The 25,583-nt window shown below is 44.8% G+C and carries 24 protein-coding genes; 20 read left to right on the forward strand and 4 right to left on the reverse strand.

Annotated features, from left to right (window positions below):
• The first annotated feature begins 14 nt into the window (after window positions 1-14).
• From SPD80_RS00605 to SPD80_RS00645, 9 genes are all read left to right on the forward strand, one after another.
• The gene (locus SPD80_RS00605) at window positions 15-635 is read left to right on the forward strand and encodes a hypothetical protein (RefSeq protein ID WP_320827968.1); all 621 of its coding nucleotides are present in this window, start codon (window positions 15-17) and stop codon (window positions 633-635) included.
• 25 nt (window positions 636-660) lie between these two features.
• Complete coding sequence (locus SPD80_RS00610; RefSeq protein WP_320827969.1) at window positions 661-1,401, forward strand: GntR family transcriptional regulator; 741 nt, start codon at window positions 661-663, stop codon at window positions 1,399-1,401.
• Window positions 1,402-1,597: 196 nt separating this feature from the next.
• Complete coding sequence (locus SPD80_RS00615) at window positions 1,598-2,590, forward strand: dihydroxyacetone kinase subunit DhaK (RefSeq protein WP_320827971.1); 993 nt, start codon at window positions 1,598-1,600, stop codon at window positions 2,588-2,590.
• A 21-nt stretch (window positions 2,591-2,611) separates the two neighbouring features.
• Window positions 2,612-3,256, forward strand: coding sequence for a dihydroxyacetone kinase subunit L (locus tag SPD80_RS00620; RefSeq protein WP_320827972.1), 645 nt, complete (start codon window positions 2,612-2,614; stop codon window positions 3,254-3,256).
• Window positions 3,257-3,273: 17 nt separating this feature from the next.
• Window positions 3,274-4,974: a dihydroxyacetone kinase family protein gene (locus SPD80_RS00625; RefSeq protein ID WP_320827973.1), complete on the forward strand. Its 1,701-nt coding sequence runs from the start codon at window positions 3,274-3,276 to the stop codon at window positions 4,972-4,974.
• Window positions 4,975-5,053: 79 nt separating this feature from the next.
• Window positions 5,054-5,347, forward strand: coding sequence for a PTS sugar transporter subunit IIB (locus SPD80_RS00630; protein WP_028263332.1), 294 nt, complete (start codon window positions 5,054-5,056; stop codon window positions 5,345-5,347).
• Between the two features lie 27 nt (window positions 5,348-5,374).
• Window positions 5,375-5,914, forward strand: coding sequence for a hypothetical protein (locus tag SPD80_RS00635; RefSeq protein ID WP_320827975.1), 540 nt, complete (start codon window positions 5,375-5,377; stop codon window positions 5,912-5,914).
• A 35-nt stretch (window positions 5,915-5,949) separates the two neighbouring features.
• Window positions 5,950-6,768, forward strand: coding sequence for a rhamnulose-1-phosphate aldolase (gene rhaD / locus SPD80_RS00640; RefSeq protein ID WP_320827977.1), 819 nt, complete (start codon window positions 5,950-5,952; stop codon window positions 6,766-6,768).
• Window positions 6,769-6,961: 193 nt separating this feature from the next.
• On the forward strand, window positions 6,962-8,359 hold the full coding sequence (locus SPD80_RS00645; RefSeq protein WP_320827979.1) for a PTS galactitol transporter subunit IIC: 1,398 nt from the start codon (window positions 6,962-6,964) through the stop codon (window positions 8,357-8,359).
• A gap of 116 nt (window positions 8,360-8,475) precedes the next feature.
• Here the strand turns inward: SPD80_RS00645 and SPD80_RS00650 are convergent, their stop codons facing one another.
• Entirely contained in the window at window positions 8,476-9,450 is a 975-nt protein-coding gene (locus SPD80_RS00650) for an AraC family transcriptional regulator (protein ID WP_320827981.1), read from the reverse strand.
• A 141-nt stretch (window positions 9,451-9,591) separates the two neighbouring features.
• Complete coding sequence (locus SPD80_RS00655) at window positions 9,592-10,245, reverse strand: Crp/Fnr family transcriptional regulator (RefSeq protein WP_320827983.1); 654 nt, start codon at window positions 10,243-10,245, stop codon at window positions 9,592-9,594.
• Window positions 10,246-10,354: 109 nt separating this feature from the next.
• Between SPD80_RS00655 and SPD80_RS00660 the strand changes: the two genes are divergently transcribed.
• The gene (locus SPD80_RS00660; RefSeq protein ID WP_320827985.1) at window positions 10,355-11,266 is read left to right on the forward strand and encodes a DMT family transporter; all 912 of its coding nucleotides are present in this window, start codon (window positions 10,355-10,357) and stop codon (window positions 11,264-11,266) included.
• 106 nt (window positions 11,267-11,372) lie between these two features.
• On the opposite strand, the gene pyk is transcribed toward SPD80_RS00660, so the two are convergent.
• Window positions 11,373-12,815: a pyruvate kinase gene (gene pyk / locus SPD80_RS00665; RefSeq protein WP_320827987.1), complete on the reverse strand. Its 1,443-nt coding sequence runs from the start codon at window positions 12,813-12,815 to the stop codon at window positions 11,373-11,375.
• Between the two features lie 116 nt (window positions 12,816-12,931).
• Window positions 12,932-13,936 (reverse strand): 2-hydroxyacid dehydrogenase, encoded by a 1,005-nt coding sequence (locus tag SPD80_RS00670; RefSeq protein WP_320605161.1) that lies wholly within the window; start codon window positions 13,934-13,936, stop codon window positions 12,932-12,934.
• Between the two features lie 192 nt (window positions 13,937-14,128).
• Here SPD80_RS00670 and nagA point away from each other — a divergent pair, with 192 nt between their 5' ends.
• The 10 genes from nagA to SPD80_RS00720 all read left to right on the forward strand — a co-directional run bounded on the left by nagA (window position 14,129) and on the right by SPD80_RS00720 (window position 25,436).
• Window positions 14,129-15,301, forward strand: a complete 1,173-nt coding sequence (gene nagA, locus SPD80_RS00675) for an N-acetylglucosamine-6-phosphate deacetylase (RefSeq protein WP_320827988.1) — start codon at window positions 14,129-14,131, stop codon at window positions 15,299-15,301.
• Window positions 15,302-15,535: 234 nt separating this feature from the next.
• Entirely contained in the window at window positions 15,536-18,217 is a 2,682-nt protein-coding gene (locus tag SPD80_RS00680; RefSeq protein ID WP_320827990.1) for a cation-translocating P-type ATPase, read from the forward strand.
• A 77-nt stretch (window positions 18,218-18,294) separates the two neighbouring features.
• The gene (locus SPD80_RS00685; protein WP_320827992.1) at window positions 18,295-19,473 is read left to right on the forward strand and encodes a ribosome small subunit-dependent GTPase A; all 1,179 of its coding nucleotides are present in this window, start codon (window positions 18,295-18,297) and stop codon (window positions 19,471-19,473) included.
• A 244-nt stretch (window positions 19,474-19,717) separates the two neighbouring features.
• Entirely contained in the window at window positions 19,718-20,428 is a 711-nt protein-coding gene (gene cpaB / locus SPD80_RS00690; RefSeq protein ID WP_320827994.1) for a Flp pilus assembly protein CpaB, read from the forward strand.
• 38 nt (window positions 20,429-20,466) lie between these two features.
• Window positions 20,467-21,798 carry a MinD/ParA family protein gene (locus tag SPD80_RS00695; RefSeq protein WP_320827995.1) on the forward strand — a complete coding sequence of 444 codons (1,332 nt, stop codon included), beginning with the start codon at window positions 20,467-20,469 and terminating at the stop codon, window positions 21,796-21,798.
• Window positions 21,798-23,135 carry a CpaF family protein gene (locus SPD80_RS00700; protein WP_320827997.1) on the forward strand — a complete coding sequence of 446 codons (1,338 nt, stop codon included), beginning with the start codon at window positions 21,798-21,800 and terminating at the stop codon, window positions 23,133-23,135. The genes SPD80_RS00695 and SPD80_RS00700 overlap by 1 nt, the downstream gene beginning before the upstream one ends.
• A gap of 101 nt (window positions 23,136-23,236) precedes the next feature.
• A complete protein-coding gene (locus tag SPD80_RS00705) occupies window positions 23,237-24,034 on the forward strand; it encodes a type II secretion system F family protein (protein ID WP_320827999.1) in 798 nt (265 codons plus the stop codon).
• Complete coding sequence (locus SPD80_RS00710) at window positions 24,031-24,681, forward strand: type II secretion system F family protein (RefSeq protein ID WP_320828001.1); 651 nt, start codon at window positions 24,031-24,033, stop codon at window positions 24,679-24,681. The genes SPD80_RS00705 and SPD80_RS00710 overlap by 4 nt, the downstream gene beginning before the upstream one ends.
• 12 nt (window positions 24,682-24,693) lie before the next feature.
• Window positions 24,694-24,909 (forward strand): hypothetical protein, encoded by a 216-nt coding sequence (locus tag SPD80_RS00715; protein ID WP_320605170.1) that lies wholly within the window; start codon window positions 24,694-24,696, stop codon window positions 24,907-24,909.
• Window positions 24,906-25,436 (forward strand): hypothetical protein, encoded by a 531-nt coding sequence (locus SPD80_RS00720; protein ID WP_320828002.1) that lies wholly within the window; start codon window positions 24,906-24,908, stop codon window positions 25,434-25,436. The genes SPD80_RS00715 and SPD80_RS00720 overlap by 4 nt, the downstream gene beginning before the upstream one ends.
• Window positions 25,437-25,583: the final 147 nt, after the last annotated feature.

Raw genomic sequence — 25,583 nt, forward strand, 5'->3', positions numbered from 1 at the left:
GGGAGCCGCACGCTTTGGGTATTTCTGACGCCAACTGTTTTTTATTTGGTAACTTGGTGCCAGATATTTACGTGGGGTATATGGTGCAGCCACTTACCAAGACACGTACGTATTGTGATACCCATGTAGCGGCAGATGAGTTTATGCCCACACCACGCTATGATGAGTTTTGGGACTTATATGTGGCACCACTATTATCGCATGGTCCATCGCCTGAGCGTGATTTAGCTCTTGGAGCCTGGGCGCATTTGGTGTGTGACCATACGTATAACTTAGCCGCACGTAAGGTGGCCTATAGTGCTGGTTACAAGCCAGGGGATGGTGTGCGCATCCTAAAGCAGTCTGACTTTGATGCGTACGGTAAAAGCTTATCCATATCCATGGTGGTACAAGATACGCCTACGCTTATCCACGCTGCGCGCAACTTTGTGCAGTATCCTATCGAGAAGCCCGATGTAGAAGCATCTATTGCTGTGGTACAGTGCATTGTAGATGCCAATGCACCAAATCTGCCACGTCCAGCCTATCAACTACTGAGCACGGAGTTTTTTGAAGCAACGGCGACGGCAGCTCACAATATCATAATTTCGACCTTATTAGATGTTGCAACACAGTATACTATGAGCAGTTCATAGCTTTGTTTGTTACTTAAGGGGAGACATGGCGCAGTTTGAAAAATCGTCTGATTCACTTTTGTACGTGCAGGTATCTGACTTTGTGCGTGAAAAAATTTACTCCAAAGAATGGGGTGTTGATGACCGTATTCCGTCCGAGCACGAACTCATGGATATGCTTGATTTATCGCGCGGTACGGTTCAAAAGGGTATTCGCACCTTGGTAGACGAAGGTCTTCTTGTTCAACAACGCGGCCGTGGCACGTATGTGACTCAGCCTGTTATGGCACGTCCTTCTTCTAATTCACTGCTCTCATTTGCTGAATCCATGAACGAGCAGGGTATCCCTTATCAAACTACCGTTGTCGAGAAAAGCGTGTTGCCTGCAGGTAAAGCTTGTGCAGATGCGCTTGGCATTGATCGTGGTGATTCATATTTGTATCTTGCGCGTGTGCGTGAGGTTTTTGGCGAGCCTGTTATGTTTATTGAGAGTCACCTTAATTTGAAATTGCTTCCTGATTTAGTGGATGTTGACTTTAATGAAGAAGGTCTATTTGAAGCGGTAGAGCGTCTGAGTGGTCACAGTATTGGTAAGTCAGAGATGATTTACAGCGCTCGTACGGCTGGCAAAAAACGATCTGAATGGTTACGTTGTGATGAGCATGCACCCGTGCTTAATCTTGATCAGTTAGTCCGTTTGGAAAATGGTTCCCCCTTTGAGTGGGGCAGCATTTGGTTGCCAGCAAATCGTTGCGTAATCAGTTCTCAGACGGTTCGAGATGACTAAATATAACCTATTTGCATAGGATTATTTGTTATTTTCTACACTAATTTTAGCTAATTGAGATAATAAAAATATAAAAATATTGCTACCAAATAGCAGACATGCGCGGTGTTCAAGGGCGTATGTCTGTTTTTTATATGCACACAGTATAATTACAAAACAAGGTCACTTGTGTTCGATTTTATGAAGGGATACAGGTATGAAAAAGATCATCAATGAGCCAGAAGATTATGTAGACGAGATGCTTCAAGGTATTTATGCAGCTCATCCCGATATGGTTACGTATGCTGCAGATGACCTTCGGTGTTACTGTAATGCTGTAAAGAAAAATGGTAAGGTTGCAATTATCACTGGTGGTGGAACCGGACACCTTCCACTTTTTCTTGGTTATGTTGGTGAAGGTCTTATTGATGGTTGCGGTGTTGGTGGAGTATTTCAGTCTCCTTCTGCTGAGCAAATTTATAACATTTCAAAAGAAGTTGAGGCTGGTGCCGGTGTTCTTTATTTATACGGTAATTACACTGGCGATATCATGAATTTTGATATGGCAGCAGAGATGCTAGAAATGGACGATATTAAATCCATTTCTTTAGTTGGTGCTGATGATGTTTTATCCAACAGCAATCCAGCGGCTCGTCGTGGTGTAGCTGGTATCTATTTCATGTATAAGGCTGCTGGTGCAAAAGCTGATCAAATGGGTACGTTGGAAGAAGTCGCGGCAGCAGCTAAAAAAGCTGGGGATAACGTTCGTACTGTTGGCTTTGCATTAACTCCCTGCATTGTTCCCGAGGTTGGACATTCAAATTTTATGCTCAATGAAAATGAGATGGCTTTTGGTATGGGCATTCATGGCGAGCCTGGTATTTGGAATGGTCCTATTAAAACTGCTGATGGGCTAGCCATGGAGTCTGTAGACGAGATTCTAAAGGATATGCCTCTACACGATGGCGATGAGGTTGCGGTTCTTATTAATGGTCTTGGGGCAACAAGTATTGAAGAGCTTTATATCCTTAATAACTCTGTTCGTAAACAGCTTGAGACCAAAGGAATCAGGGTTTATCGCTCTTGGACTGGTGAGTTTGCAACTTCCATGGAAATGATGGGAGCTTCCATTTCCATCTGCAAAGTAGATGAGGAGCTTAAGAGCTACTTTGATTATCCCGTAAATACTCCTTTCATTTGCCAGAAGTAGTTTTAGCAGAGAGGTACCGTAATGGATACATTGTCTCTTGAGGATGTACCTAATCTTTTTGAGTCTGTGGGCAGTCTTTTTGCTGAGAAAAAAGATGAACTTTGTGAAATGGACGCAGCCATGGGCGATGGTGATCTTGGCTTGACTATGAGCAAAGGTTACGGTGCTCTTCCAGGCTTTTTGCGTGAACTTAAGCCTGAGGGTGATATAGGAAAGATGCTTTTTAAGGGTGCCATGAAAATGCAAAATCTCGTTCCTTCTACTATGGGGACACTTATGGCGTCCGGCATTATGGAAGCTGGCAAGAATTTAAAAGGTCAAATAAATCTTGTGCCAGCAGATCTTGTGACATTTGCAACTGCGTTTGCTGACGGTATTAAGAAGCGTGGCAAATGTGAACTGGGTGATAGAACTATTCTTGATTCTGTTGATGCTGCAGCGAAGAAAGCAACTGTACTTTTAGAAAGTAATGTAAATGCGACTTTTATTGAGGTAGTTGATGCATTGGTTGCTGGTGCAGCTGAAGGCTGTGAAGCTACTAAAGATATGCTTCCAAAATATGGCAAAGCAGCAGTGCATGCCGCTAAGGCCCAGGGCGTTATTGACCAAGGTGCGCTTGCAGGGTTGTATTTATACATCGGTATGAAGAACTTCTTTTCTAAATAAGACTAAGGAGTGTATACATGCTTTTTAATGACCCAAAAACTTTTCGTGAGGATATGCTTCGTGGTTATGTTGCAGCTTATCCTGACTACGTAGTTGAGGTACCTGGTGGTGTTGCCCGTGCAACAAAGATGCCTGAGGGCAAGATTGCTGTTATTAATGGCGGTGGTTCTGGTCACTATCCGGCCTTTTGTGGAATTATTGGCGATGGCTTTATGGATGCAACGGTCGTCGGAAATGTTTTTACTTCTCCATCTACTGATGATGTTTTGGGTGTAGCGCGCGCTGTTGAACAAGGTAGTGGTTTATTTATCGTTGGCGGTAATTATGCTGGCGACAAAATGAATTTTAATATGGCGCGTGACATTCTTATCGAAGAAGGCATTGATGCTCGTTCATTTTATATTACCGATGACGTAGCGTCTGCCTCTCCTGAAGAAACTGAAAAGCGTCGTGGTAATGTAGGTACTTTTATGGTCTTTAAAGCTGCTGGTGCTGCTGCAGCTGCGGGAGTTTCTTTTGATGATTTAGTTCGTATTACCACTAAGGCAAATGATCGTACGCGCACTATGTCTATGGGTTTTCGTGGTTGTACGCTTCCTGGTGCGAATGAGCCATTATTCCATGTTCCATCTGGCAAAATGGAAGTTGGCCAAGGTATTCATGGTGAGCCTGGTGTAGGTGAGGACAATCTTAAACCTGCGGCGGAAGTCGCTCAGGTTTTAGTTAACCGTGTTCTTGCTGAAGCTCCTGCAGATGATTCTAAGCGCATTGCTGTTATTCTTGATGGCCTTGGTTCTACTAAGTATGAGGAACTTTTTGTTGTGTGGGGTACCGTACGCCAACTTCTTGAAGACAAGGGATATACCCTAGTAGAGCCTCTGGTTGGCGAGTATGTAACCTCTCTTGACATGGAAGGTATTGCGCTTGCTGTTGAGTATTTAGATGATGAATTGGAGACTTATTGGAGTGCTCCGGCAGATACCGCTTCATTTCGTAAAGGTGCAAGTTCCATGGCATCGGGCGAGCGCAAGGTCTATGCAGAACAGTTTGAGGTAGTAGAAACATTTGTTGCAGGTTCTGAGGCATCCAATGCTGCTGCTGACTATTTAGTAGATGCTTTTGGTCGTATGGCTGCAGCTATTGAAAATGCAGAACCTGAGTTGGCTAAGATTGATGGTATTGCTGGTGATGGAGATCATGGTCGTGGAATGGTAAAAGGATCTTCCTTTGCACTCGAAGCTGCTCGGGAGGCGCGCTCTAGGGGAGCTTCAGCAGGTTCCGTTTTGAAAGAAGCTGGAAAGGCATGGGCTGCAAAGGCTGGTGGGACATCTGGTGTGTTGTGGGGAAGTGCCCTTCAAGCAGCAGGTGCTGTTATTGGTGATACTGCTGATGAATACACGACCCACACGGTTGCCAATGCTGTAAAAGTAGCCTATGAAAAAATGCTTTCTTTGGGTGGAGCAAAACGTGGCGATAAAACCATGTTAGATGTGCTAATTCCATTCGGTGAATCTCTTGCAGTATCTGCAGATAAGAATCTAAGCATTAAAGATGCATGGATTGCTGCATCTGTTGTGGCTGATGAATCTGCCCAAGCAACTGCAAACTTAGTTCCTAAGGTTGGGCGTGCTCGTCCTGCTGCTGAGCGGAGTTTAGGTACTCCAGATGCCGGAGCTGTTTCTATGGCATTGTGTATCAAGTCCGTATTACCAGAATGATATAAGTTCATTAAGCTATTAGGTGTAATCGGCCATATTGGGCCATGAGTTTTGACGTAATGTCGAGAAAGGAATTACTATGACGGCTCGTATTATTGTTGCTTGCGGTTCTGGCGTTGCAACTTCTCAGACTGTTGCATCAAAGGTCCAACGCCTTCTGAAGGCTGAAGGAGCAGATGCAGAGTGTGAAGCAGTTGATATCAAATCTCTTAAGCATTACATCAAGAATGCTGATATTTATATTTCCATTGTTAAAGAAGATACTGACTGGGGCATTCCTGTATTTAATGGCGTGTGTTTTTTGACTGGCATGGGACAAGATGCTGAGCTTAAGAAGCTTCTTGCTGCTATTGATGAAGTAAATAAGCGCTAGTTTTTACATAGAATTTGGAAGACCAAAGTGTCTAAAAGTAGAAAAAAACAAATTTTCCCTGGCAAAGCTTCTAAAAAGCGGTGGGAAGAAGCTCATGTAGAACCTGATAATAAGTTCAATATTTCAAAAGCTGGTTGGTTGATCTTTATTATCGTGGAGGCTTTACTGCTAATTGCAAGCTTCTTTACCTCAAATATTCTTCTAGGAGTAGGAGCATTGGCCATTGGTATTTTTGTTGAACGCTATGGCAAAGATTTTATTTTGCATGACTACAACATGCAGGTTGCTGAATACAGACAGCGCTTTGGTTTTGGTAAAGACGGCATGACTACTGAACAGCGCAATGAAATCATGGCTGCTATGCGTGACGAACGTTTACGTCAGCGTCGTGAAAAGCGTGCAAAACGGCTTTCCATTAAAGAGGGTATTGATTATGAAGTTGCTCTTACCCGTGAGTATGAAAAAGTCGCAGCTAAAAGTGGTTTAACGGTCGAAGAATATCGTGAAAAAGAAAAAGCTGATTTTATTCGTCGGCAAGAGGTATTGCAGACAAATCAATCAGAGTAAAAGTTTCAATCCGTTGCTACAACTAAGGAGAGAAAATGGCGACTGACTGGAAAGAAATTAGCGCAACAAAGGAAGTTCAAGAACTTGCATACCTAATGTGGGATAAAAATTGGGATGAAGCTAATGGGGGCAATATCACTTATATTTTGACTGAAGATGAAGCAACTTCGCTTAACTATACCATTGGTTCTGGGCGTAAAGTAGAATTGCAAATACCTGATGCTGTTCGCGGTAAGTATATTCTTACAACTGCTAGTGGGTCATATTTCCGTGAGCTTCGCGATAATCCTGATGATTTGATTGGAATTGTATATATTCCTGAGGAAGGCGATTATTACGAAATTGCTTTTGGCCTTGAGCATGACAATAAGCCTACCTCAGAATTCCCTGCCCATATTGCTACACATGCTGCTCGTTTGGCAATTGATTCTGAACAGCGTGTGGTTATGCATAATCATGCGACAAATGTTTTAGCAATGACGCATGTTGGTCCTACGGATGAGCGTGAGTTTACCCTTGCACTTTGGCGTTTAATTCCAGAGGCACTTTTCTTATTTCCTGAGGGCATTGGTATGGTGCCATATTGTGCTTGCGGTACACAAAATATTGCTGATTTAACGCTTGAAAAGATGAAGGATCGTAAGTTTGTTATCTGGCAGTATCACGGTGTATTTTCAGCAGGCAAATCCTTGCACGATGCCTTTGGTTTGCTTGAATCTGTTGACAAGCTTTGTGGTGTATATCTTGAGATTATTCGTACTGGCAAGTTTAACGGCGGTATTAATGATGCTGAGCTGATGGAGCTTGCTGACATGTGGGGTATTACTCCTCGTAAGGGCTATCTAAATATCTAGTTCAAAAATGTAGTATAAATAGTGCTTTAATTCATTTATTTGAATTAAAGCACTAAAAAATTCGTTTTGATAGATATTTATTAGCTATTAATTCTTTATTTGTGTTAATATTGTGCATACATGGTGAAGTGCCAGCACCACGTGCAGGAGAGAGCACGCCAAACAATGTTTAATGATTTGAAGGGAGTTCTCAATGGATGTTTTACTAAATGTCGTTAATTACATCCTTGGGTTCGGAGCTGCAGTCTTCGTTCCATTGATTATGTTCATTCTTGGCCTTGCGGTTAAGATGAAGCCAGGCGAGGCTTTTATCGCTGCACTTACTCTTGGCGTAGCTTTTACAGGCATGAATGTTTTGACTGGTTTTATGACGGGTGCAATTCAGCCTGCAGCAGAGGGCCTCGCAACTAAAACTGGTATCGTATTGACTTCAATTGATACTGGTTGGCCAGCTATGTCGGCAATTGCATGGGCCTGGCCTTTTGGTGTTCTTTGTTTCCCACTACTTATTGTTATCAACATCGTTATGTTGGTTACCAATAAGACCAATACTCTTAATGTTGATCTTTGGAACGTCTGGAATTTGCTTTTGACAGCCGTTCTCATTAACTTTGCATGCACTTCTGCCGGCATGACCCCTGTTGTGTCAATGGTCCTTGCATTTGTTGGTGCAGGTCTTATGGCAATTATTGGTCTTAAGATTGGTGACGCTTGGGCACCTACTGTGGAGAAATTAACTGGTATTCCGGGTGTTACAGTTCCTCACTCTATGACTTTCACAGCAGTTTTCATGCTTCCTTTTGAGAAGCTTCTCGAGAAGATTCCTGCTATTGAAAATCAGAATTATGATGCTAAGTGGCTTCGCAATAAGCTTGGTATTTTTGGTGAGAACGCTGTAATGGGTCTCCTTATTGGTATTGTACTTGGCTTTGTTGCTTATGGAGAGCTTCAAGCTGCTCTTACGCTTGGTATCCAGGCTGCTACTGCAATGCAGCTTTTCCCAATGGTTTCTAAGCTTTTCATGCAGGCTCTTTCTCCAATCTCTGATGCTGTTGGTGATTGGATGAAGAATAAGTTTAATGACGGTCGTGAACTCTACATTGGTCTTGACTGGCCTATTGTTGCAGGTTCTAATGAGCTTTGGGTTCTTACGATTCTTTTGATTCCATTTGAGATCGTTCTTGCTGTTGCTCTTGCCCCAGCTGGAAATACCGTTTTGCCATTTGCTGGTATTGTGAATATCTGTGTTGCTGTTCCTGCGCTCTTTATCGCATCTGGCAACCTTGTAAAGATGTTCATTCTTGGCCTCATTACGACTCCTGTTTATTTGCTTGTTGCTTCTTCATTTGCTCCTGCATGTACTCAGCTTGCACAGCAGTATTCTCCAGACGCGCTTGCAAATATGGGTTCCAATCCCTCCATTACTTGGTCTACGCTTGAGTGCCCTGATTTCCGTTGGGCAATTGCAAATGGCCTCTCTCTCAAGCCTGTTGGGATTATTGTCTTAATTGTTTGGCTTGTAGGCTTTGTATGGCTTATGAAGGAAATGTCTGCTCGTAATGTTGAGATTAAGAAAGAGCTCAATAGCTAATTCTTAAATCAAATAGCAGGGTTTTGTGTCATCTCTCCATTGTGACCGCTCACCATTTAAATGGTGAGCGGTTTTTGTACAGATGGTATGCGTTACTGCTTTAAATACCTCCTGTATTAAGGGTTTGGTTCATTTTCTTCAAAATAGCCAGTTGCCTCCCACTTTTTTCGATATTGAAGAGGGGTATATCCTTCTAACTCTTTAAATAGCGCGGAAAAATGGCTGGGTTGAGGTATGCCGCATAGCTGTGCTATAGATTTAATTGAGTAATCCGTATACTTTAGCAAATCACGTGCGTATCGCATCCTATTTGCATTTAGGTATTCACTGATGTTTACACCGACATATCGTTTGAAGTTTCGAGAAAGATGAAACTTACTTACTCCAACCTGTTCAGATAAATCATCTAAATTCACTTTATTGGTATAGTTCCAATTAAGATAATTAATTGATTGTCGAATGTATTCAGGAACTGAATTGAGCGTAAGGCTTGAATCAACTCTATTCTCAAGCAATAGTGTCATGATATGTACAATGGAGTCGTTAGCCAATATCTCTCTACGAATTGACGAGCTTTTTGCAAGGTTAAGCATTACCTCAAATAGATGCTTGAATCTTTCTAAGTTATTTACATGAGTATAGTTGTTTCCGTATTTCGTAAATTCTTTATAGTAACCACGAGCAGAGTTGCCGTTAAATTGTATCCAGTAGTAATTCCAAGATTCATCTTCTACACCTATGGTGTAGTCTTTTTTACAGTCAAGCCATACTATATCTCCCGAGCGCAAAACATGATGCTGACCGTCAAAATCAAAATAGCCCGATCCAGATGTGGTTAAAAAAATGTTATACCCCTCTAAATGAGGAGAAGTGCGAATAAAGCCATTACTTGCTTCATAGTAACCAACCCGCTGAATGAAAAAGAAGGTACTAATTGCGGTTGGTGTGGGTGTATAGATAATCCTAATGGAATCTTTGCTGAGGTTATTTCTTTTGATGTTGGCAGTGATATTTGGCGAGTTTACAGGCCCAGTTTGTTTCTGAGGAGTCGCTCCATCAAAATCAACTATTGTTTCTTCACTGATTGACATATAGCTATAGCTCCTAGATTGAAAGAACGAAACCAATATACTCATAAAAGTATCGTACTAATTGAACAGAAACAATTTAGTAAGTAAATGTATAAGTAAATGTAGCTATCATATCTAAAAAATGTGAAAGTAATTAATCAATCACTTTTGTATAGCGCGTTCAAGGGCGGTTCTGTTAATAATGCTAAACCCTTGGTTTTCTCGATGAAGAATATTTTGATTACAAAGCTCCTCTAGTAGACGAAACATATGTCGGTAACTCATACCAATAGAAGCAGAAACTTCAGTGAGCGTGTCAGAGAAAATCCCCGCGTTTTCATTGTTGATAATGTAGGCGCAAAGGCGCTGCTTTCCCGTGTAGAGCGCGGATGAAACGTAGGAATCTGCAGAGCTTGCTAGTTTACGAGCAAGACCACTACCCAATTTGTTAGAGAATACAATATTATGCGTTAGTTCCTTTTGGCATAGGGAATAGGGGAGTTGAATACATTCCAGCTGCGTGATAGCGCTTACCGTAGTTTTTGCTTGAGGTGCATTGCTCATGAGCTCAATGTCTCCAATAACACCACTAGAGATATACCAGCTTACAATGAGCGTTTTACCATTATTACCTAGTCTAAATGCCTTTGCGCGTCCTTTTGTGACCAGCCAAAAGCTCGTAAACACGTCTCCTTCGTTAATTATGGCTTCTCCAGGGCTGTATAGTGTGCGGCAGCAGTTGGTCAGATCAATTTTTGATAATCCATATGCCGCCATTGCTTCCTGTTGTAATTGGGTAAGACACCTAGTTTTCATGGTATATACCTCAACTTGTGGAGAGACTACGTGTTGTTCTTTTTAGTATGACATATGTCCTATCTATCTATAGTACTGCATCGTTAAGGTAAGGGCGGGAAGGAGCAACATGTGTATCTTTTTATCTGTGCTTACCGGCGTGGTTTTATCGGTAATGATTGCCATAAACGGGAATTTAACAAATCTCTATGGTGCGTTTTGGGCGGCAGTTATTATTTACTGCGTAGGTAGTCTTGTTGCCTTTGCGCTATGTAAGATGGAAAAAGAACAGAGACCCATTTTTGGACAGGGTCCCGTTTGGATATATTTGGGTGGTGCTATTGGCTTAATCACTACCGTATTTCAAAACTTTGCGTTTGGCAAAATCAGTGTGACAAGTCTTATTGCGCTGGGCCTGCTGGGGCAAACGCTTACTTCGTGCGTTATTGACCACTTTGGATTATTTGATTGTCCCAAACGTCCATTCTCTGGTAAGCAGCTTCCTGGTCTTGTGTGTAGCTTTGCTGGCATTTTTCTTATGATGGATACTTCAGTTGGAGCATCTGCGTTGGTTGCCATTGTATTGTCTTTGAGTGCGGGCGTAACCGTTGTCCTTTCTCGCATGGTGAATGCTCGTCTTGCTCAGCAAACAAGTGTGCTGCGCAGCTCGTTTGTTGCTCACATTACTGGCTTGCCGCTTACGTTGCTGCTGGCGTTTGGCTTTACTGGCGCGTCGTTACCACAGGTAGCTGCTGGACAACTTGGTTCTGTTTGGATGTATCTGGGCGGAGCGCTCGGTGTAACGGTAATTTTGTTATGCAATATTACGGTGCCTAAAGTGCCTGCATTCCGTTTAACACTCTTAACCTTTATTGGGCAGGTAGGCATGGGGGCTCTGCTTGATGCGCTTATGGGTAATGTGCAGTCTGGTGCCACGCTTATAGGTGGTATGGTAATTGCAGCAGGTTTGTTACTTAATTTTTGTATTGAAGCTTTGTGTATCCACAAAAGTTCTGCGTCAGAAGTTGTGCAGACTGCCTAAACATATCTGAACATCTTCCAAAAAAGATAGTAAAAATGTAGCCTACCGTCATTTGATAGTAGGCTACATGCATGCGTTGGTGCGCTAGTTACATGTATGGCAAACCCTAGTTAACCTGGCAGACCATAACCATGTTGGTGGAAGTGGAGTAGTCACCCTGAACAGGAGAGGTCTTGGGATCACCAGCGGTGATAACAACCAAATCACCCTTTTTGACTAGGTCAAGATTCTTAGCTTCTTTAAGGGCAATCTCTATGGTGCCGTTAAAGTTATCGGAATCCTCAGTTACAAAGCACTTTACACCCCAATAGAAGGAGCACTTGCGATAGGTCTTCTCGGAAGGCGTAAAGGCGTACAAAGGAAGTTTGGGACGGAAGTCAGAAATTAAACGAGCAGTACGACCAGATGCTGTGGGGGCAATAATGCAGGTAGCACCAACGCGCTCAGCGGTGGTAACAGCAGCAAAGCCAATAGCGCCATTAACATTCTTTACGCCACCACGGTCAAAGTAGGTATTGCGCTCTTTGAGGTATTTCTCGGTTTCCGTGGCAATGGATGCCATGGTTTTAACAGCATCGATAGGATATTTACCAGCTGCGGTCTCACCGGAAAGCATGACACAGTCAGTACCATCATAGATTGCGTTTGCTACATCGTTAACCTCTGCACGGGTGGGGCGAGGGTTACGAATCATGGAGTCAAGCATCTGTGTTGCAGTAATAACAGGTTTATAAGCCTGATTGCACTTGCTAATAATGGTCTTTTGAATGTGGGGAACTTCAGCTGCAGGGACCTCTACACCTAAGTCACCGCGGGCAACCATGATGCCAGAAGAAGCTTCTAGAATCTCGTCGAAGTTTTTAACGCCCTGTGCGCACTCAATCTTGGGGTATACGGAGATGCGTTCTGCACCTTGCTCGGCACAAATGGCACGAATTTCATTTACGCCTGCTGCATCACGAATAAAGGAAGCAGCAATTGCATCAATGCCAACCTCACAACCAAAAATGATGTCAGCACGGTCGCGCTCAGTAACTGCAGGAAGGCCAACTTCAACATTAGGCAGGTTAACGCCTTTGCGCTCACCCAGTTCACCACCGTTGTTTACAATGCAGTGCATATCATTGCCATCTACAGAAACAACCTCAAGGCCAATCAGGCCGTCATCAATAAGAATGATGGATCCAGGAACTACCTCGTTAGGAAGATTTTTGTAGTCAAGCGAGAAACGCTTGGCATTACCAACAACGCCATCATCAGTAGTAATAACAACTTCATCACCGGTGGTAAGCGTGACCTTCTCGTGATTCTCAAGCTCGCCCGTACGCACCTCGGGACCTTTGGTGTCCAGCATAATGGCTACAGGAACACCAAGTTCTGCAGCAATTTTACGGACGCGCTCTACACCAGCACGATGATAGTCATGAGAGCCGTGGGAGAAATTAAAACGAGCAACGTTCATGCCATTGCGAATAAGCTCACGCAAGACGTTCTCATCCTCTGTAGAGGGGCCCATAGTGCAAACAATTTTAGTTTTCTTGCTGGTCACAGCTCTTCCTTTCTTTGTGGTACAAGGCCACTTGTGACGGTGTTGCATACGTTTTAAACATGTAGTTACAAAAAAGTATACCGCGCTCAGAACTATAAATGGGCATCAAAGTATAACTAGCAAACAACACTGTGCTCAATAAAGTTCTTATCGCCGGCGTAAGCTCGTGCGTTTGCCAAGGTGGTATGTGCAATTTGAGCCAATGCTTCCTTCGTAAAGAATGCCTGATGGCTGGTAATTACTACGTTAGGAAACGAGCAAAGCTGTGCCGTTGGTGAATTAAAAATCTCATCCGTACGATCGCGGTATACGTTGGGGTTTTCTTCTTCATACACATCTAAGCCTGCGGCGCCAATCTTGCCAGACAAAATGCCACGTATAAGTGCGTGAGTGTCTACCAAACCGCCACGGCCTGTGTTAATAAAAATCACACCATCCTTCATGCTGGCAATGCTGACATCATTGATCATGTGATAGCTTTCTTCGTTAAGAAACGCATGCAAAGAGATAAGATCTGCGCGCGCAAAAAGCTCTTTGTTAGATACGTACTCATCAATGACGTGCTCTTCATGAATGAGCTTTTGGTTGGGGTAAGGGTCAGAGCCTAAAACGGTCATGCCAAAACCCTTGCAAATACGGCACAGTGCAGCACCGATTCTGCCCGTGCCAATAATGCCAGCGGTTTTACCATAAAGCGTTTCTCCTACAAGACCTACCAACGAGAAGTCATTCTCGCGAACACGATTGTAACCACGGTGTATACGCCTGTTTGCTGTGAGTGCCAGGCCCATGGCATGCTCTGCTATAGCCTCGGGGGAATAGGCGGGAACGCGGGTAATGGTCATACCCAGCTTTTTTGCGTATGCAACATTGACTACATCAAAGCCTGCACAACGCATCAAGATGAGTTGTACGCCCAGACCACTGAGGATTTCTAGCGTCATGGCGGATAGGTTGTCATTAACAAACGCACAGACACCATCGTAGCCACTTGATAGCGGGGCTGTCATAGGAGTGAGGTTGGACTCAGTGTACTCCAGTTCTATATCGGGATAGTTGATGAGTTCATTATTGAAGGATTCGATGTCATAACTCTTGGCACCAAAGACTAAAATTTTCATGCGCAGTCCTTTCTTATGTCATCGCAAGAGTGCGAGAAGGGTGTATCTAATTGTACAAAGGTACACTCTAGTGTAGTCGCTTTTTTGGATAGTAGTTATTACTGGGTAACTTATTACTGTGTAACTTACGAATAAATGAGTAGAATTACAGATGTATTGGTGCTTTATCAGGCCTACAAAAGGACGGCTGTAATGAGTAGCTATTTTGTTAAAGCAAGTAAATTTGTTCTTCCTGGCTGCGTAGTATCCGAAGGTTATTTGGAGGTTATTGACGGCCTGTTTGGCGAGATTGTATCTGAGCTTCCTGAGGGGGCAGACGTGCTGGATTATTCTGGCTGTTGGGTTGCTCCCGGTTATGTGGATACGCATATTCATGGTTTTGCTGGTCATGATGTTATGGACTGTGATGTAGATGGTCTTAACGAGGCAAGCGTGGAGCTGGCAAAGCATGGCACAACGTCATGGGTTGCTACTACACTTACGCAGCCTGCAGATCAGATTAAGGCTGCCTGTGCTACGGTGCGCGAGGCAGTGGAGGCGCGTGCGGATGACTTTATGGGTGCCAATATAGATGGCATTTATCTGGAGGGTCCGTTCTTTACAGAGAAACACAAGGGGGCTCAAAACCCAGATAACATGTGTGATCCAGACGTAGATTTGTTTTGCGATTGGCAGGAAGCTGCACATGGTCTGATTTGTAAAAGTGCTCTTGCTCCCGAGCGTGATGGCTCCACTCAATATTGTGCTACGTTGCACGAAATGGGTGTTGTAGTGGCGCTGGGACACTCTGATGCTACCTACGAGCAGGGTATGGCTGCTGTTGCAGCTGGCGCTACGGCATTTGTGCATACGTATAACGGTATGAGTGGTTTGAATCATCGCAATCCTGGCTTGGTTGGTTGTGCCATGACCACCTCTGCTACCTACGCAGAGATTATCTGTGATGGTATGCATGTATTACCTGGTGCTATTCAAGCTCTTGTGCGTGCCCGTGGTTGGGAGCACGTGGTTTTGGTTTCTGATTGCTTGCGCTGTGGTGGCATGCCTGCGGGCGATTACTTCTTGGGTGATTTCCCCATTCGCCTCACAGGTGGTTTGGCACGTCTCAAGCTTGCTGATGGTACGTTGGGCAGTATTGCGGGCTCTGTTTTGACGTTGGATCAAGCGGTGCGCAACGTAGTGGATTGGAATATTGTCACGGCCGAGCAGGGCATTCGTATGGCAAGTGAGGTGGCAGCAAAATCTGCAGGCATTGATGACATTTGCGGCATGATGTTGCCAGGTCGTTCTGCAGACTTTAACGTCTTGGATGCGGATCTTATGGTGGTTGATACCTTTATTGGTGGCATGCACGTACAAAAATAAATAGCTACAGCAAACGCCTTGTTGAAGGCGCTTGCTTGTATACAAGGGTTTCTCGATAGGCTTCAAATCCTGTCGAGAAACCCGTTTTTATTTGCTAAAATACAGCGTTTAAGGCACTCAATTTTAGCTTGGTGAGCCCTTGCCCCAAAAACGGGGAATTATGATCGGGCATCAAACAAACGAGTGTGGAGTAACGTGGTTTTATAGAGCCACAGCCCGATCAAGGAGGGACACATGAGGGAGTATCTTGTAGACGCTCAAGATGTGCTTAAGGAGGTTGGCGTAAGCGAGCTTGAGGGCTTGGGTGCAGGCGTTGCAAATCAGCGTTTGCAGGAAAATGGCCCCAATAAGCTTAAGGAAGCAAAAAAAGATCCACTGTGGAAGCGCTTCTTTTCGCAAATGGCTGACCCCATGATTATTATGCTGCTTATTGCGGCATTAATTTCTGCATTAGAAGGCCTATACAAGGGTTCCGCAGATTTTGCAGACGTCATTATTATTTTGTTCGTTGTTATCCTTAACTCGGTGCTTGGTGTTGTACAGGAGGCCAAGGCAGAGGAGGCCCTTGCAGCTTTGCAAGAAATGGCTGCTGCTACAAGTAAGGTTATTCGTGATGGTGTACAGGTAGTGGTGCCTTCATCCGAACTTGTGGTGGGTGACATAGTCATTTTGGAGGCAGGTGACTCTGTTCCGGCAGATTGTCGCATTTTGGAATCTGCCTCTATGAAGATTGAGGAAGCTGCTCTTACGGGCGAGTCTGTGCCAGTAACCAAACATGCTCATACCATTGCGCTGGATGAGGGAGCAGATGATGTTCCTTTAGGCGATCGCAAAAACATGTGTTACATGGGCTCAACCGTTGTGTTTGGTCGTGGTCGTGCTGTTGTGGTTGCCACGGCTATGGATACCGAGATGGGCAAGATTGCAGATGCATTGGCCAAGGCAGAGGACGGTCAAACACCTTTGCAAATTAAGCTGTCCGAGCTTTCTCATATCCTTACTCTTTTGGTCATTGGTGTTTCTGTTGTCGTGTTCCTTACGGGCCTGTTTAAGTACGGCACGGGCTTCTTTGGCAACATTAATCTTATGCTTAACACCTTTATGATTGCTGTTTCTTTGGCAGTTGCTGCAATCCCTGAAGGTCTGGTTGCTGTTGTAACCATCGTGCTTTCTCTTGGCGTAACTAAGATGAGCCAGCAAAACGCTATTATTCGTAAGCTTTCTGCAGTAGAGACGCTGGGTAGCACACAAATTATTTGCTCTGATAAAACTGGCACGCTTACACAAAACAAGATGACAGTGGTAGAGCACTTTACCGATAACAAGACCGCACACATTCGTACGATGGCATTGGCATCTGATGCCAAATGGGATGCTGCCGAGAATATCGCAGTAGGTGAACCCACAGAGGCAGCGCTGGTTGCGGATGCAGCTCAAGCTGGCTTTACTACCGAGCTCTTGAGCGCTTCTCGTCCTCGTGTGGGCGAGGCTCCTTTTGATTCTGGCCGCAAAATGATGTCTGTTGTTGTGCGCGGCAAAGATGGCTTTATGCAGCATACCAAGGGTGGCCCTGATGTTGTATTAGCGCGCTGCACCAAGTACTTATCGGCAGAGGGCATTGTGGACATGACCGATGAGCTGCGTGCTCGCATTATGGAGTCCAATAAGGCAATGGCAGATAAAGCCCTGCGCGTTATGGCTTCTGCTCGTCGTGACTGGGGTTCTGAAGAGCCTCGTGATTTTAGCCCAGAAAATCTTGAGCATGATCTGACCTTCGTTGGTTTGTCCGGCATGATTGACCCCGTTCGTCCTGAGGTTAAAGATGCAGTTGCAGAGGCTAAGTCTGCTGGTATCCGTGTTGTTATGATTACGGGTGACCACATTGATACTGCCGTTGCTATTGCCAAGGAGCTTGGTGTTATTTCCGAGCGTGCACAGGCAATTTCTGGTGCAGACCTTGATCGCATTTCTGATGAGGAGCTTGCTCAGACTATTGGAAACTATGGTGTATATGCACGTGTTCAGCCAGAACATAAGGTACGCATTGTTGATGCTTGGAAAAAGCAAGGCAAGATTGTTGGTATGACCGGAGACGGCGTGAATGATGCACCTTCCATCAAGCGCGCTGATATTGGTATTGGCATGGGCATTACCGGTACGGACGTTACCAAAAATGTTGCGGACATGGTTTTGGCGGATGACAACTTTGCTACCATCATTGGCGCAGTAGAAGAGGGTCGTCGCATTTACGACAATATTCGTAAGTGCATTCAGTTCTTGCTGTCTTCTAACCTTGCAGAGGTTATTTCGGTATTTATAGCCTCGCTTATTGGCTTTACCATTTTGGAGCCTACCCATCTGCTGTGGATTAATCTTATTACAGACTCTTTGCCTGCACTTGCTATGGCAACTGAGGAGGCAGAGCCTGGCATTATGAAGCGTAAGCCTCGTGATGCTAAAGATGGTATTTTCTCCAACGGTATGGGTATTGACACAGTGGTTCAGGGTACCGTTATTGCTTTGCTTACACTGGTAAGTTATTTTATTGGCCATTGGTACGAGTACGGTACGTTAGACATTTCCCAGGTACTTGCCAATCCTGCTGCTGGTGTTGAGGGCATGACCATGGCTTTCTTGACGTTATCTATGGTTGAGATGTTTCACTCGCTTAACATGCGCAGTCGTCGTCAGTCTATCTTTACGCTTAAGAAGCAAAATCTTTGGCTATGGTGTTCGTTTGCCATGGCATTGTTGCTTACCTTTGTGGTTATCGAGACACCACTGGCTCATGCATTTGGTTTTGCCGAGATTGGTTTTGCAGAGTACCTCACCGCAATGCTGCTTGCTGTTCTTATCATCCCCATTGTAGAGGTGCAAAAGGCAATTATGCGCGCGGTTGATAAGGACAAGTGCTAACAGAACCGTTACACTTAGTGCATATGGCACAAAAAGGTAAACATAGTCGCAATCGTAAGAGTGCCGGTAGGGAGCATATGTCCCTGCCGGCGCTTTCTTCATTGTTGGATGTGCCAACATTTGATGCACTGCCACTTTCTGATATACAACGCACTGCCTTTATGCATACGTCTGCTCAGCTTTCTGCCGAGAATAACGTTGAGCTTGCGGAGTATCACTTGGGCTGTGTGGTGAGGCTTGATCGTGGGTTCCCTGCTATTTCCTGCGCAGATGCTGTTTTTAGAGCTGAGTATTCTGTGGTGTTATCTCGTAACACAAATACCCATGCAGCAGTGGGTGATTGGGTAGTAGTACGCCGCCCACAGATGCATGATATGGGTGTGATTGAGGCGATTTTACCTCGCGTAAGTGATGTGGCTCGCTGGCGTGGAAATAGCCGTGGAGAACATCAGACACTGGCTGCTAACGTTGATTTGGTGCTTATTGCTCAGGCGCTTTCTGAGCGTGGCTTGGATGTTAATCGTATTGCTCGCTCTGTGGTTGTTGCACGTGATTGTGGTGCACGTGCTGCGATTGTGCTTACCAAGGCAGACCGCTGTATTAGTCCCATGCAGCTGGCAGAGCAGTTGCATAAACTCGCTGCTGTTGTTGGTGTAGAGGTACCCATTGTGGTTACAAGTGCTGGTACACAAGCTGGTCGCGAAGGTGCGGCAAAAAATACGGATTCTAACTTTAATGAGGCTGCATCTTTGAAGGCTTATGTACATACCATGGCAGTTCCCGCGCAGGTGAGTTGGGGAATTGAATCAGTTACAGCACTGGTTGCTCCTCAGACTACAGCAATTGTGCTAGGGGAATCTGGTGCAGGTAAATCTACCTTACTCAATGCGCTGCTTGGTAAAGAGATTCTTGAGACGGGTGCCGTGCGTAGCTCGGATGATGCGGGCCGTCACACAACAGTTACGCGACGAATGGTACAAATCCCTGGTGCTGGCATTATTGTGGATGCACCTGGTTTGAGAAGTCTTCCCCTTGTAGGACATGAACGCGGTTTGTCGCTGGCTTTTCCAGAGATTGCTTCTGCAGCTCAGGGCTGTAAGTTTAGAGATTGTACGCATACGCATGAGCCAGGATGTGAAGTTTTGTCTCATGCGGCTGCAGGTGAGTATTGTCCAGAGCGTCTAGCCGCATATCTTGCTTTGGCGGCAGAGATGCGTTCATCTAGGCAAACGCTCGATCCAGACATCGTGTTATAACGCTTAAATAACAGTTAAGCAGAGCCAGATTGTTTGTTTGGTGGCTTTTTTGTTGCAGGTTAGTGGCTGGGTATCTGGTGTTTATCAGCGATTGTTTGATGTTAGATACTTGCCATTGGCCGATAGTTGGATAGTTGTTTGATTGCTGATAGCTCACATCTGACTTTCTTTATTTTCTTGCGTCTATAGATGTGAGTTCCCGCACAATTTGAATCACTGGTTGGATTCGATGTGCGGAGTAGCTATGTCACTAAAATTCAGGATTGTTTTCTCGGTAGCGTGCGCGGTACTTGTTGGCATATTGTTTTTGTCGTATGCCCAGTCTGTTAAAGCGCAGGCACAAGCTATGCGCTCAGAAGTGCTGTCTAAATACGGAGGAGAAATCGCACAGGTTGCTGTTGCAACAAATACGATTGAAGCTGGCAAAGTAATCGATTCAAGCGATATTCAAATGCGTGATTGGGTGGCGGAATTAGTGCCACAAGGAGCTATTACCGATGCAAATTCCATTATTGGTAAGACGCTAACCGTTCCTATTTGTGCAGGTGCTCCGCTCTCTGAGTTCAATTTTAGAGAAGCTGGTTCTGGCATTGAAGTGCCTAAGGGCATGGTTGCTATCAGCATTCCTTTGTCGGACAAAATTGGTATTTCTGCTGCTACCTTGCCAGGCACAAGTGTTGCTGCGTATGCAACAAATGATTCAGGTACATCGCTTATCTCGGCAAATGTATTAATTTTGGCATCGGGATCTAAGCAGCAAAGTCAATCATCAGTGCTTACGCTTGCAGTTCCTGTTGCAGATGTAGAGAAGATCTTATCGATAAGCGCAACAGGCCAGTTGCGTTTAGTGGTACCCGCGGAAGACGTCTCTTCCTTGCCTGATAAGAAAAAAGAAGCTCCAGATTCTGTTGCTGCTTGTGATGTTACTGAACAGCAAGACAGCAATGCTGAGTAATCCATACCTTAACAGTTGTTCACAAAAAGATAGGGAACATGATGGCTCGTATTTGGTTTGTCTGCACTGGTAAAAGATATAAAGATGAAATCTTATCTGCAACGCGTGCTTTGCACCCTCATGCTTTGATTATTGATGAACCTTGTCCGCATACTATGCGTCAGAGATTACTTGAACAAGCACCTCATCGTGCTTCTGCGGTAGTGGGGCCAGAGGTTAATGATCCAACAGCAATCAATGTTGCTGCGGCATTGGTGCGCGATGGGTATGCAGATGAAGTTGTTTTGGTTGGCAAAAAGCCATCTGGATCTTTGAGGTCTCGAGCTGTGCGCGCGGGTATTGCACGTGTGTATAGTCTAGAAGACCTGAAGATACGTGCTGGGGAAGTGGCAGCAGCGAAACAAGCAAAGGAGTTGCAGGCTCAGGATGCTGTCGATTTCCCCAGCGAGCTTGCAGGTGATTTAGATGAGCCAGCAATTGAAAAACCCATACATCAAAAGCCCTCGCAAAATATGTCAGCGCCTGCGCCAACCAGTGTCCGCAAAAAGGGTTGTGCGCCTATTGTAGTTGTGGCTTCTGGTCGTGGAGGTGTTGGAAAATCAACTTTAATTTGTGCAAGTGCTTTACATGCTGCGCGTTGGGGGCTGAAGGTTGCGTTAGTTGATCTTGATCTTGGTTCGGGCAATTTGTTTAGCATGTTTGGCATGCAGCAGGGAACCGATTTAGCGCGATTTGTGAAACAAACAAAGATTGATGATGTGTTGGCAGCAGGCACCAAAGTAGAAGAAAACATTACGTTATGGGGTCCCTGTTCTAAACCAGAATTGGCAGAGACCGTAGCTCCGCTTATTAACAATTTATTGATTTCACTTTCCAATACGTACGATCTGGTGTTGGTGGATACGTCAACCTTGTGGACTGACTGCGTTGGTTTAGCTGCACAGCTGTGTGATCGCTTGCTGCTTGTTTCTGATGATCGCTATGGGGCAGTGGGTGCCATGTCTAGATGTGCTGCTTTAGCAGTTCGTTTAGGGGTAGCGCGTACTCGTATTATGCGCGTATCCAGTAGAAGTGATGTTAGTAGTAAGAATGAACATCATTTATATCGAGCAGATATTGGTTTAGAGGCTGCTCGTTTATTACGTGTGGCTGATGGCGGAGCAGAGATTCCCGAGCTTTTTAGTACGGGACATGCAGCTCATATAATGCAATCAGGCGGCGCGTTTATGCGCACTACCAAAATTTGCTTAGCGAAAGTACTGTCTGAGCTTGGTTGTCTTCCCCAAAATGAAGATGCACAAAAGGCGTCTACGGCAAGTTTTACTCAAAAGCCTAAAGGTTTCTTTGCACGTATGAGGGAGGCAGGCTAATGTCCCTGCTTGCGCGTGTACAAAAAACTCAGAGCGTTGATGTATCTTCTTCTGGTCAAGAGGAGCAGCAAACAAAAGATGAACTGCGCAGGCAGCTTAAAGAACAGTTGATTGCTACGATGGGCTTATCAACCATCTCGCGTATTGCCCAAGAGTCAAATGTTGGTACAGCCTATAACGAGCTTGGTGTTGCCTGTCAAACCATTTTGAATACACATTCTTATGAAGGTGTTACGCCCAAAAACCAATCACAGCTCATTAAAGAGGTGCTTGATGAGATTTTGGGGCTAGGCCCCCTGCAGCCATTGCTGGATGATGCAAGTGTAACCGAGGTTATGGTTAATGGTCCAAGCGCATTGTTTTTTGAGCGAGAAGGTCAGATGTATGCTGCAAAGCGTGTGTTTGAATCTGACGAGCAAATACTGATGGTAGTGGATCGCATCTTGGCACCGTTAGGTCGTCGCTTAGATGAGCAAAATCAGATTGTTAATGCGCGCCTAGCTAATGGCTATCGCGTTAATGTGGTCAATAAGCCCGTTGCTCTTGATGGACCCATTCTAACTATTCGCAAGTTTTCTGACAGGATTACCTCCTTACGTGAGTTGGTTCAGTTGGGCTCTTTGCCTGGTTGGTATGCACAGCTATTGTCATGGGCGGTGAGCTGCCGCAAGGATATTGCTGTTGCAGGTGGTACAGGTTCAGGAAAAACAACCTTGCTTAACGCGCTGTCCTGTGAGATTGATCCAGCAGAACGTATTATCACCATTGAGGATTCGGCTGAGCTACGTTTTGATACGCATCCGCATGTTATTAGATTAGAAGTACGTGAGTCCTCTTTAGAGGGAACCGGCCAAATTACCATTCGCGATTTGGTAAAAAATGCACTGCGTATGCGCCCAGATCGTATTGTGGTGGGAGAGGTGCGTGGCGAAGAGTGTATTGACATGCTTCAGGCCATGAATACAGGGCATGATGGCTCACTTACCACACTGCATGCAGGCACTGCCCAAGAAGCACTTTTGCGTTTAGTGCTTATGGCTCGTTTTGGTATGAACTTGCCTGTAGATGTCATAGAAGAGCAGGTAGCAACAGCGCTCGATCTTATCGTTATGTCTGCACGTCTGCCTGATGGCTCTCGTGTCATTACTTCTGCGGCAGAGGTTTTTAGAGATGCTGCTCGTGGCATACAAGCGCGCGATTTTATTTCCTATGACTTGTCCAGTCACAGCTGGCACTTGCTTTATGTACCAGCGTTCATCCAGAAGTGCGTGGAGGAAGGAAGACTTTCTTATAAGGAGGTGGAAGCGTGGAAGCAATCATGCTTGCAAGCGCGTTAGTTATAACTGGCGTAGGAGTTTTTGTTTGTGTGCCAAAGGGTTCTATAAGTTCCAATGTGCATACGCTCGCTGCGCAGCGTCTACCCGCTGTCGTATATGCTTTGAGTAAAACATCTGCAGTTACTTGGTTTTCTCGGCAGGATTTCTTTGCAGCGAGCTTTGAAAAAATACAGCGGGTGGGAGAGGCTTATGGTCTTTCATTAAACCTTTTGAATGCAGCGGCAGTGCATATACTTTTGAGCTGCATAGTCTGCGTCTTATTTTGTTTCGTCTTTGGTGTTTTCCTTGCTCCCTTCTTTATGATTGCAGCCGTGTTTGGGTCTGCATTATGGCTTTCGCATCAAAAAAAGCAGGATACCCTGCAAAGTGTGCAACAAGAAATGCCTGAAATCCTACGATCGTTGTCCATTGCCTTGCGTTCTGGAAAGACCTTGTTCCAGGCTATGGAATACATTGGCACCCATGCAAAAGGAACTCTTTCTCAATCTTTTTCAGTAGCAGCGCTTTCTCTACGTTGCGGTATGCCTATGCAAGAAGTGTTGTTACAGCTTAATGAGTCGATTTCAGTACCAGGTGGGGAATTGTTAGCTATTGCTTTGGAGATTTCTCAAAGAACAGGCAGCCCCCTTGGAGAGATCTTAGCTACCTCCTCGCGCATGGTAGAGCAACGAGAAAAGCTAGCCCGGCTGCTTCGCACCAAGACAGCTCAGGCGCGTCTTTCGGTCAAGATTGTTTGTGGTCTTCCTTTTTTGATGCTCTGCGTGCTATCGGCAATTTCACAAGACTTTCGGCAGGGACTTTTTACGATTCAAGGCGTGGTATGTGTGGCAATTTCTTTGATACTTGATGGAATTGCATTGCTCATTATCAAGAAGTTGATGCAAGGAATCTCACAATGAACGCGCATGAGCTGGTCTTGCTTGCAGGATGTTTAGCTGTAGGGTTTGCCTGGTCATTTGTTGTTATGCAAAGAACGAAAATGCAATCAGGTCTCGTGCACAACAAACAAAGCAATAAACTTTTTCTACTGGTTGTTTGGTGGCAAAACCTACCTTTGGTGCAAAACATACAAAAACGAGCAGAGCTTAGTAAAGCGCAAACGGAGTGCCTGACTCATTTTCCTGTGTTTCTCGACATTCTTAACTTGGGATTATCGGCGGGGATGTCATTTGATGCATCGCTTGAGTTGTATTGCTCTAAGTTCAATACCGATTTAGCTATGCGCTTACGTAGATCTTTGTTGAGTTGGCAAATAGGAGAGCAAAGTCGTGCAGAAGCGCTTCAGTCACTGGCAAAAGAGTTGCATTTACAATCGTTTACTCGCTTTGCACATACGGTAGATGAAGCACTGCGGTTTGGTACCCCACTGGCGCATACCTTGGCTGCTCAAGCAGAACTCATTCGAGAAGAACAAAGAAATGCCTTAGAAGAGCGGGTAGAAAAAGTGCCTATTAAGATGCTTATTCCATTAGGAACGCTCATTGTACCTGCAATGTTGTTGGCAATTTTAGGACCGTTGCTCAGTGCAGCGTCAGGAAGTCTATAGAAGGAGATTTCTATGCAAGTACGTATGTTGGCAGTAGCAGCTCGTGGATATACCACACTGCTACACACGATAACAATGATACGCGATGAAAAAGAGGCTCAAGGTACTACCGAGTACGCTATTTTGGTAGGTGTGTTGGTAGTCATTGCTATTGTGGCAATCTTGTCGTTTAAAGATAAGGTTACACAGCTTTGGGATGCTATTTCACAAGGCATTAATTCGCTATGACAACTCGGTTTTTTAAGCACAAGCGACGGGTTGTAGCTGGTATTTTATTGATAGGTTTAGTCTGTTTTATAGTGGTTTTTGGATATGTTAATGCCGCTCATCCCAATAACCATACAGGCACAAAAGATTCAGTTAGTAACAAGAGTGCTCCTACTCAAAAATACAATCTGACGCTGCCATCTGGTAACCACACCATGCTTAATGATTTACCAGGACTGTCAAAAGTGGCTACCGAGTCTGGTGAGGTGAGCACACGCTACGAGCAGACTGAGTTACTTGAGTGTGCCACATCAATCTTACAAACGTATCAATCAAGACAGGATTGTACCCTTGCACACTCTGGATACTTGGATATATGTGGAAATGTATGGAGCTGCGTACTATGTGGGAAGGGGTGGGTGGATGTTGTCTTTGTTTCTCAATGCAAAAAAGATCAGTGCGAGGTTAAAACCGTTCACCTTACAGCTGCGCAATGGGCTTCTCGATATGCCAACCTTGCCAAGAGTTCATACGTATTGGATACGTAATACGGGCCAAGCAACAGTGGAATACACGGTGGTACTACTGGCATTTATGGCAATTCTACTGGGATTAGCTGCTGTTTTTCACGCCATGAGTGATGGGAGATTTTTATCTCATGTAATTACGGCGTTGCCTTTTACCTTTGGGGGCTC

It is taken from the genome of Atopobium sp. (genome assembly GCF_034113385.1).
Taxonomy (GTDB): domain Bacteria; phylum Actinomycetota; class Coriobacteriia; order Coriobacteriales; family Atopobiaceae; genus Atopobium.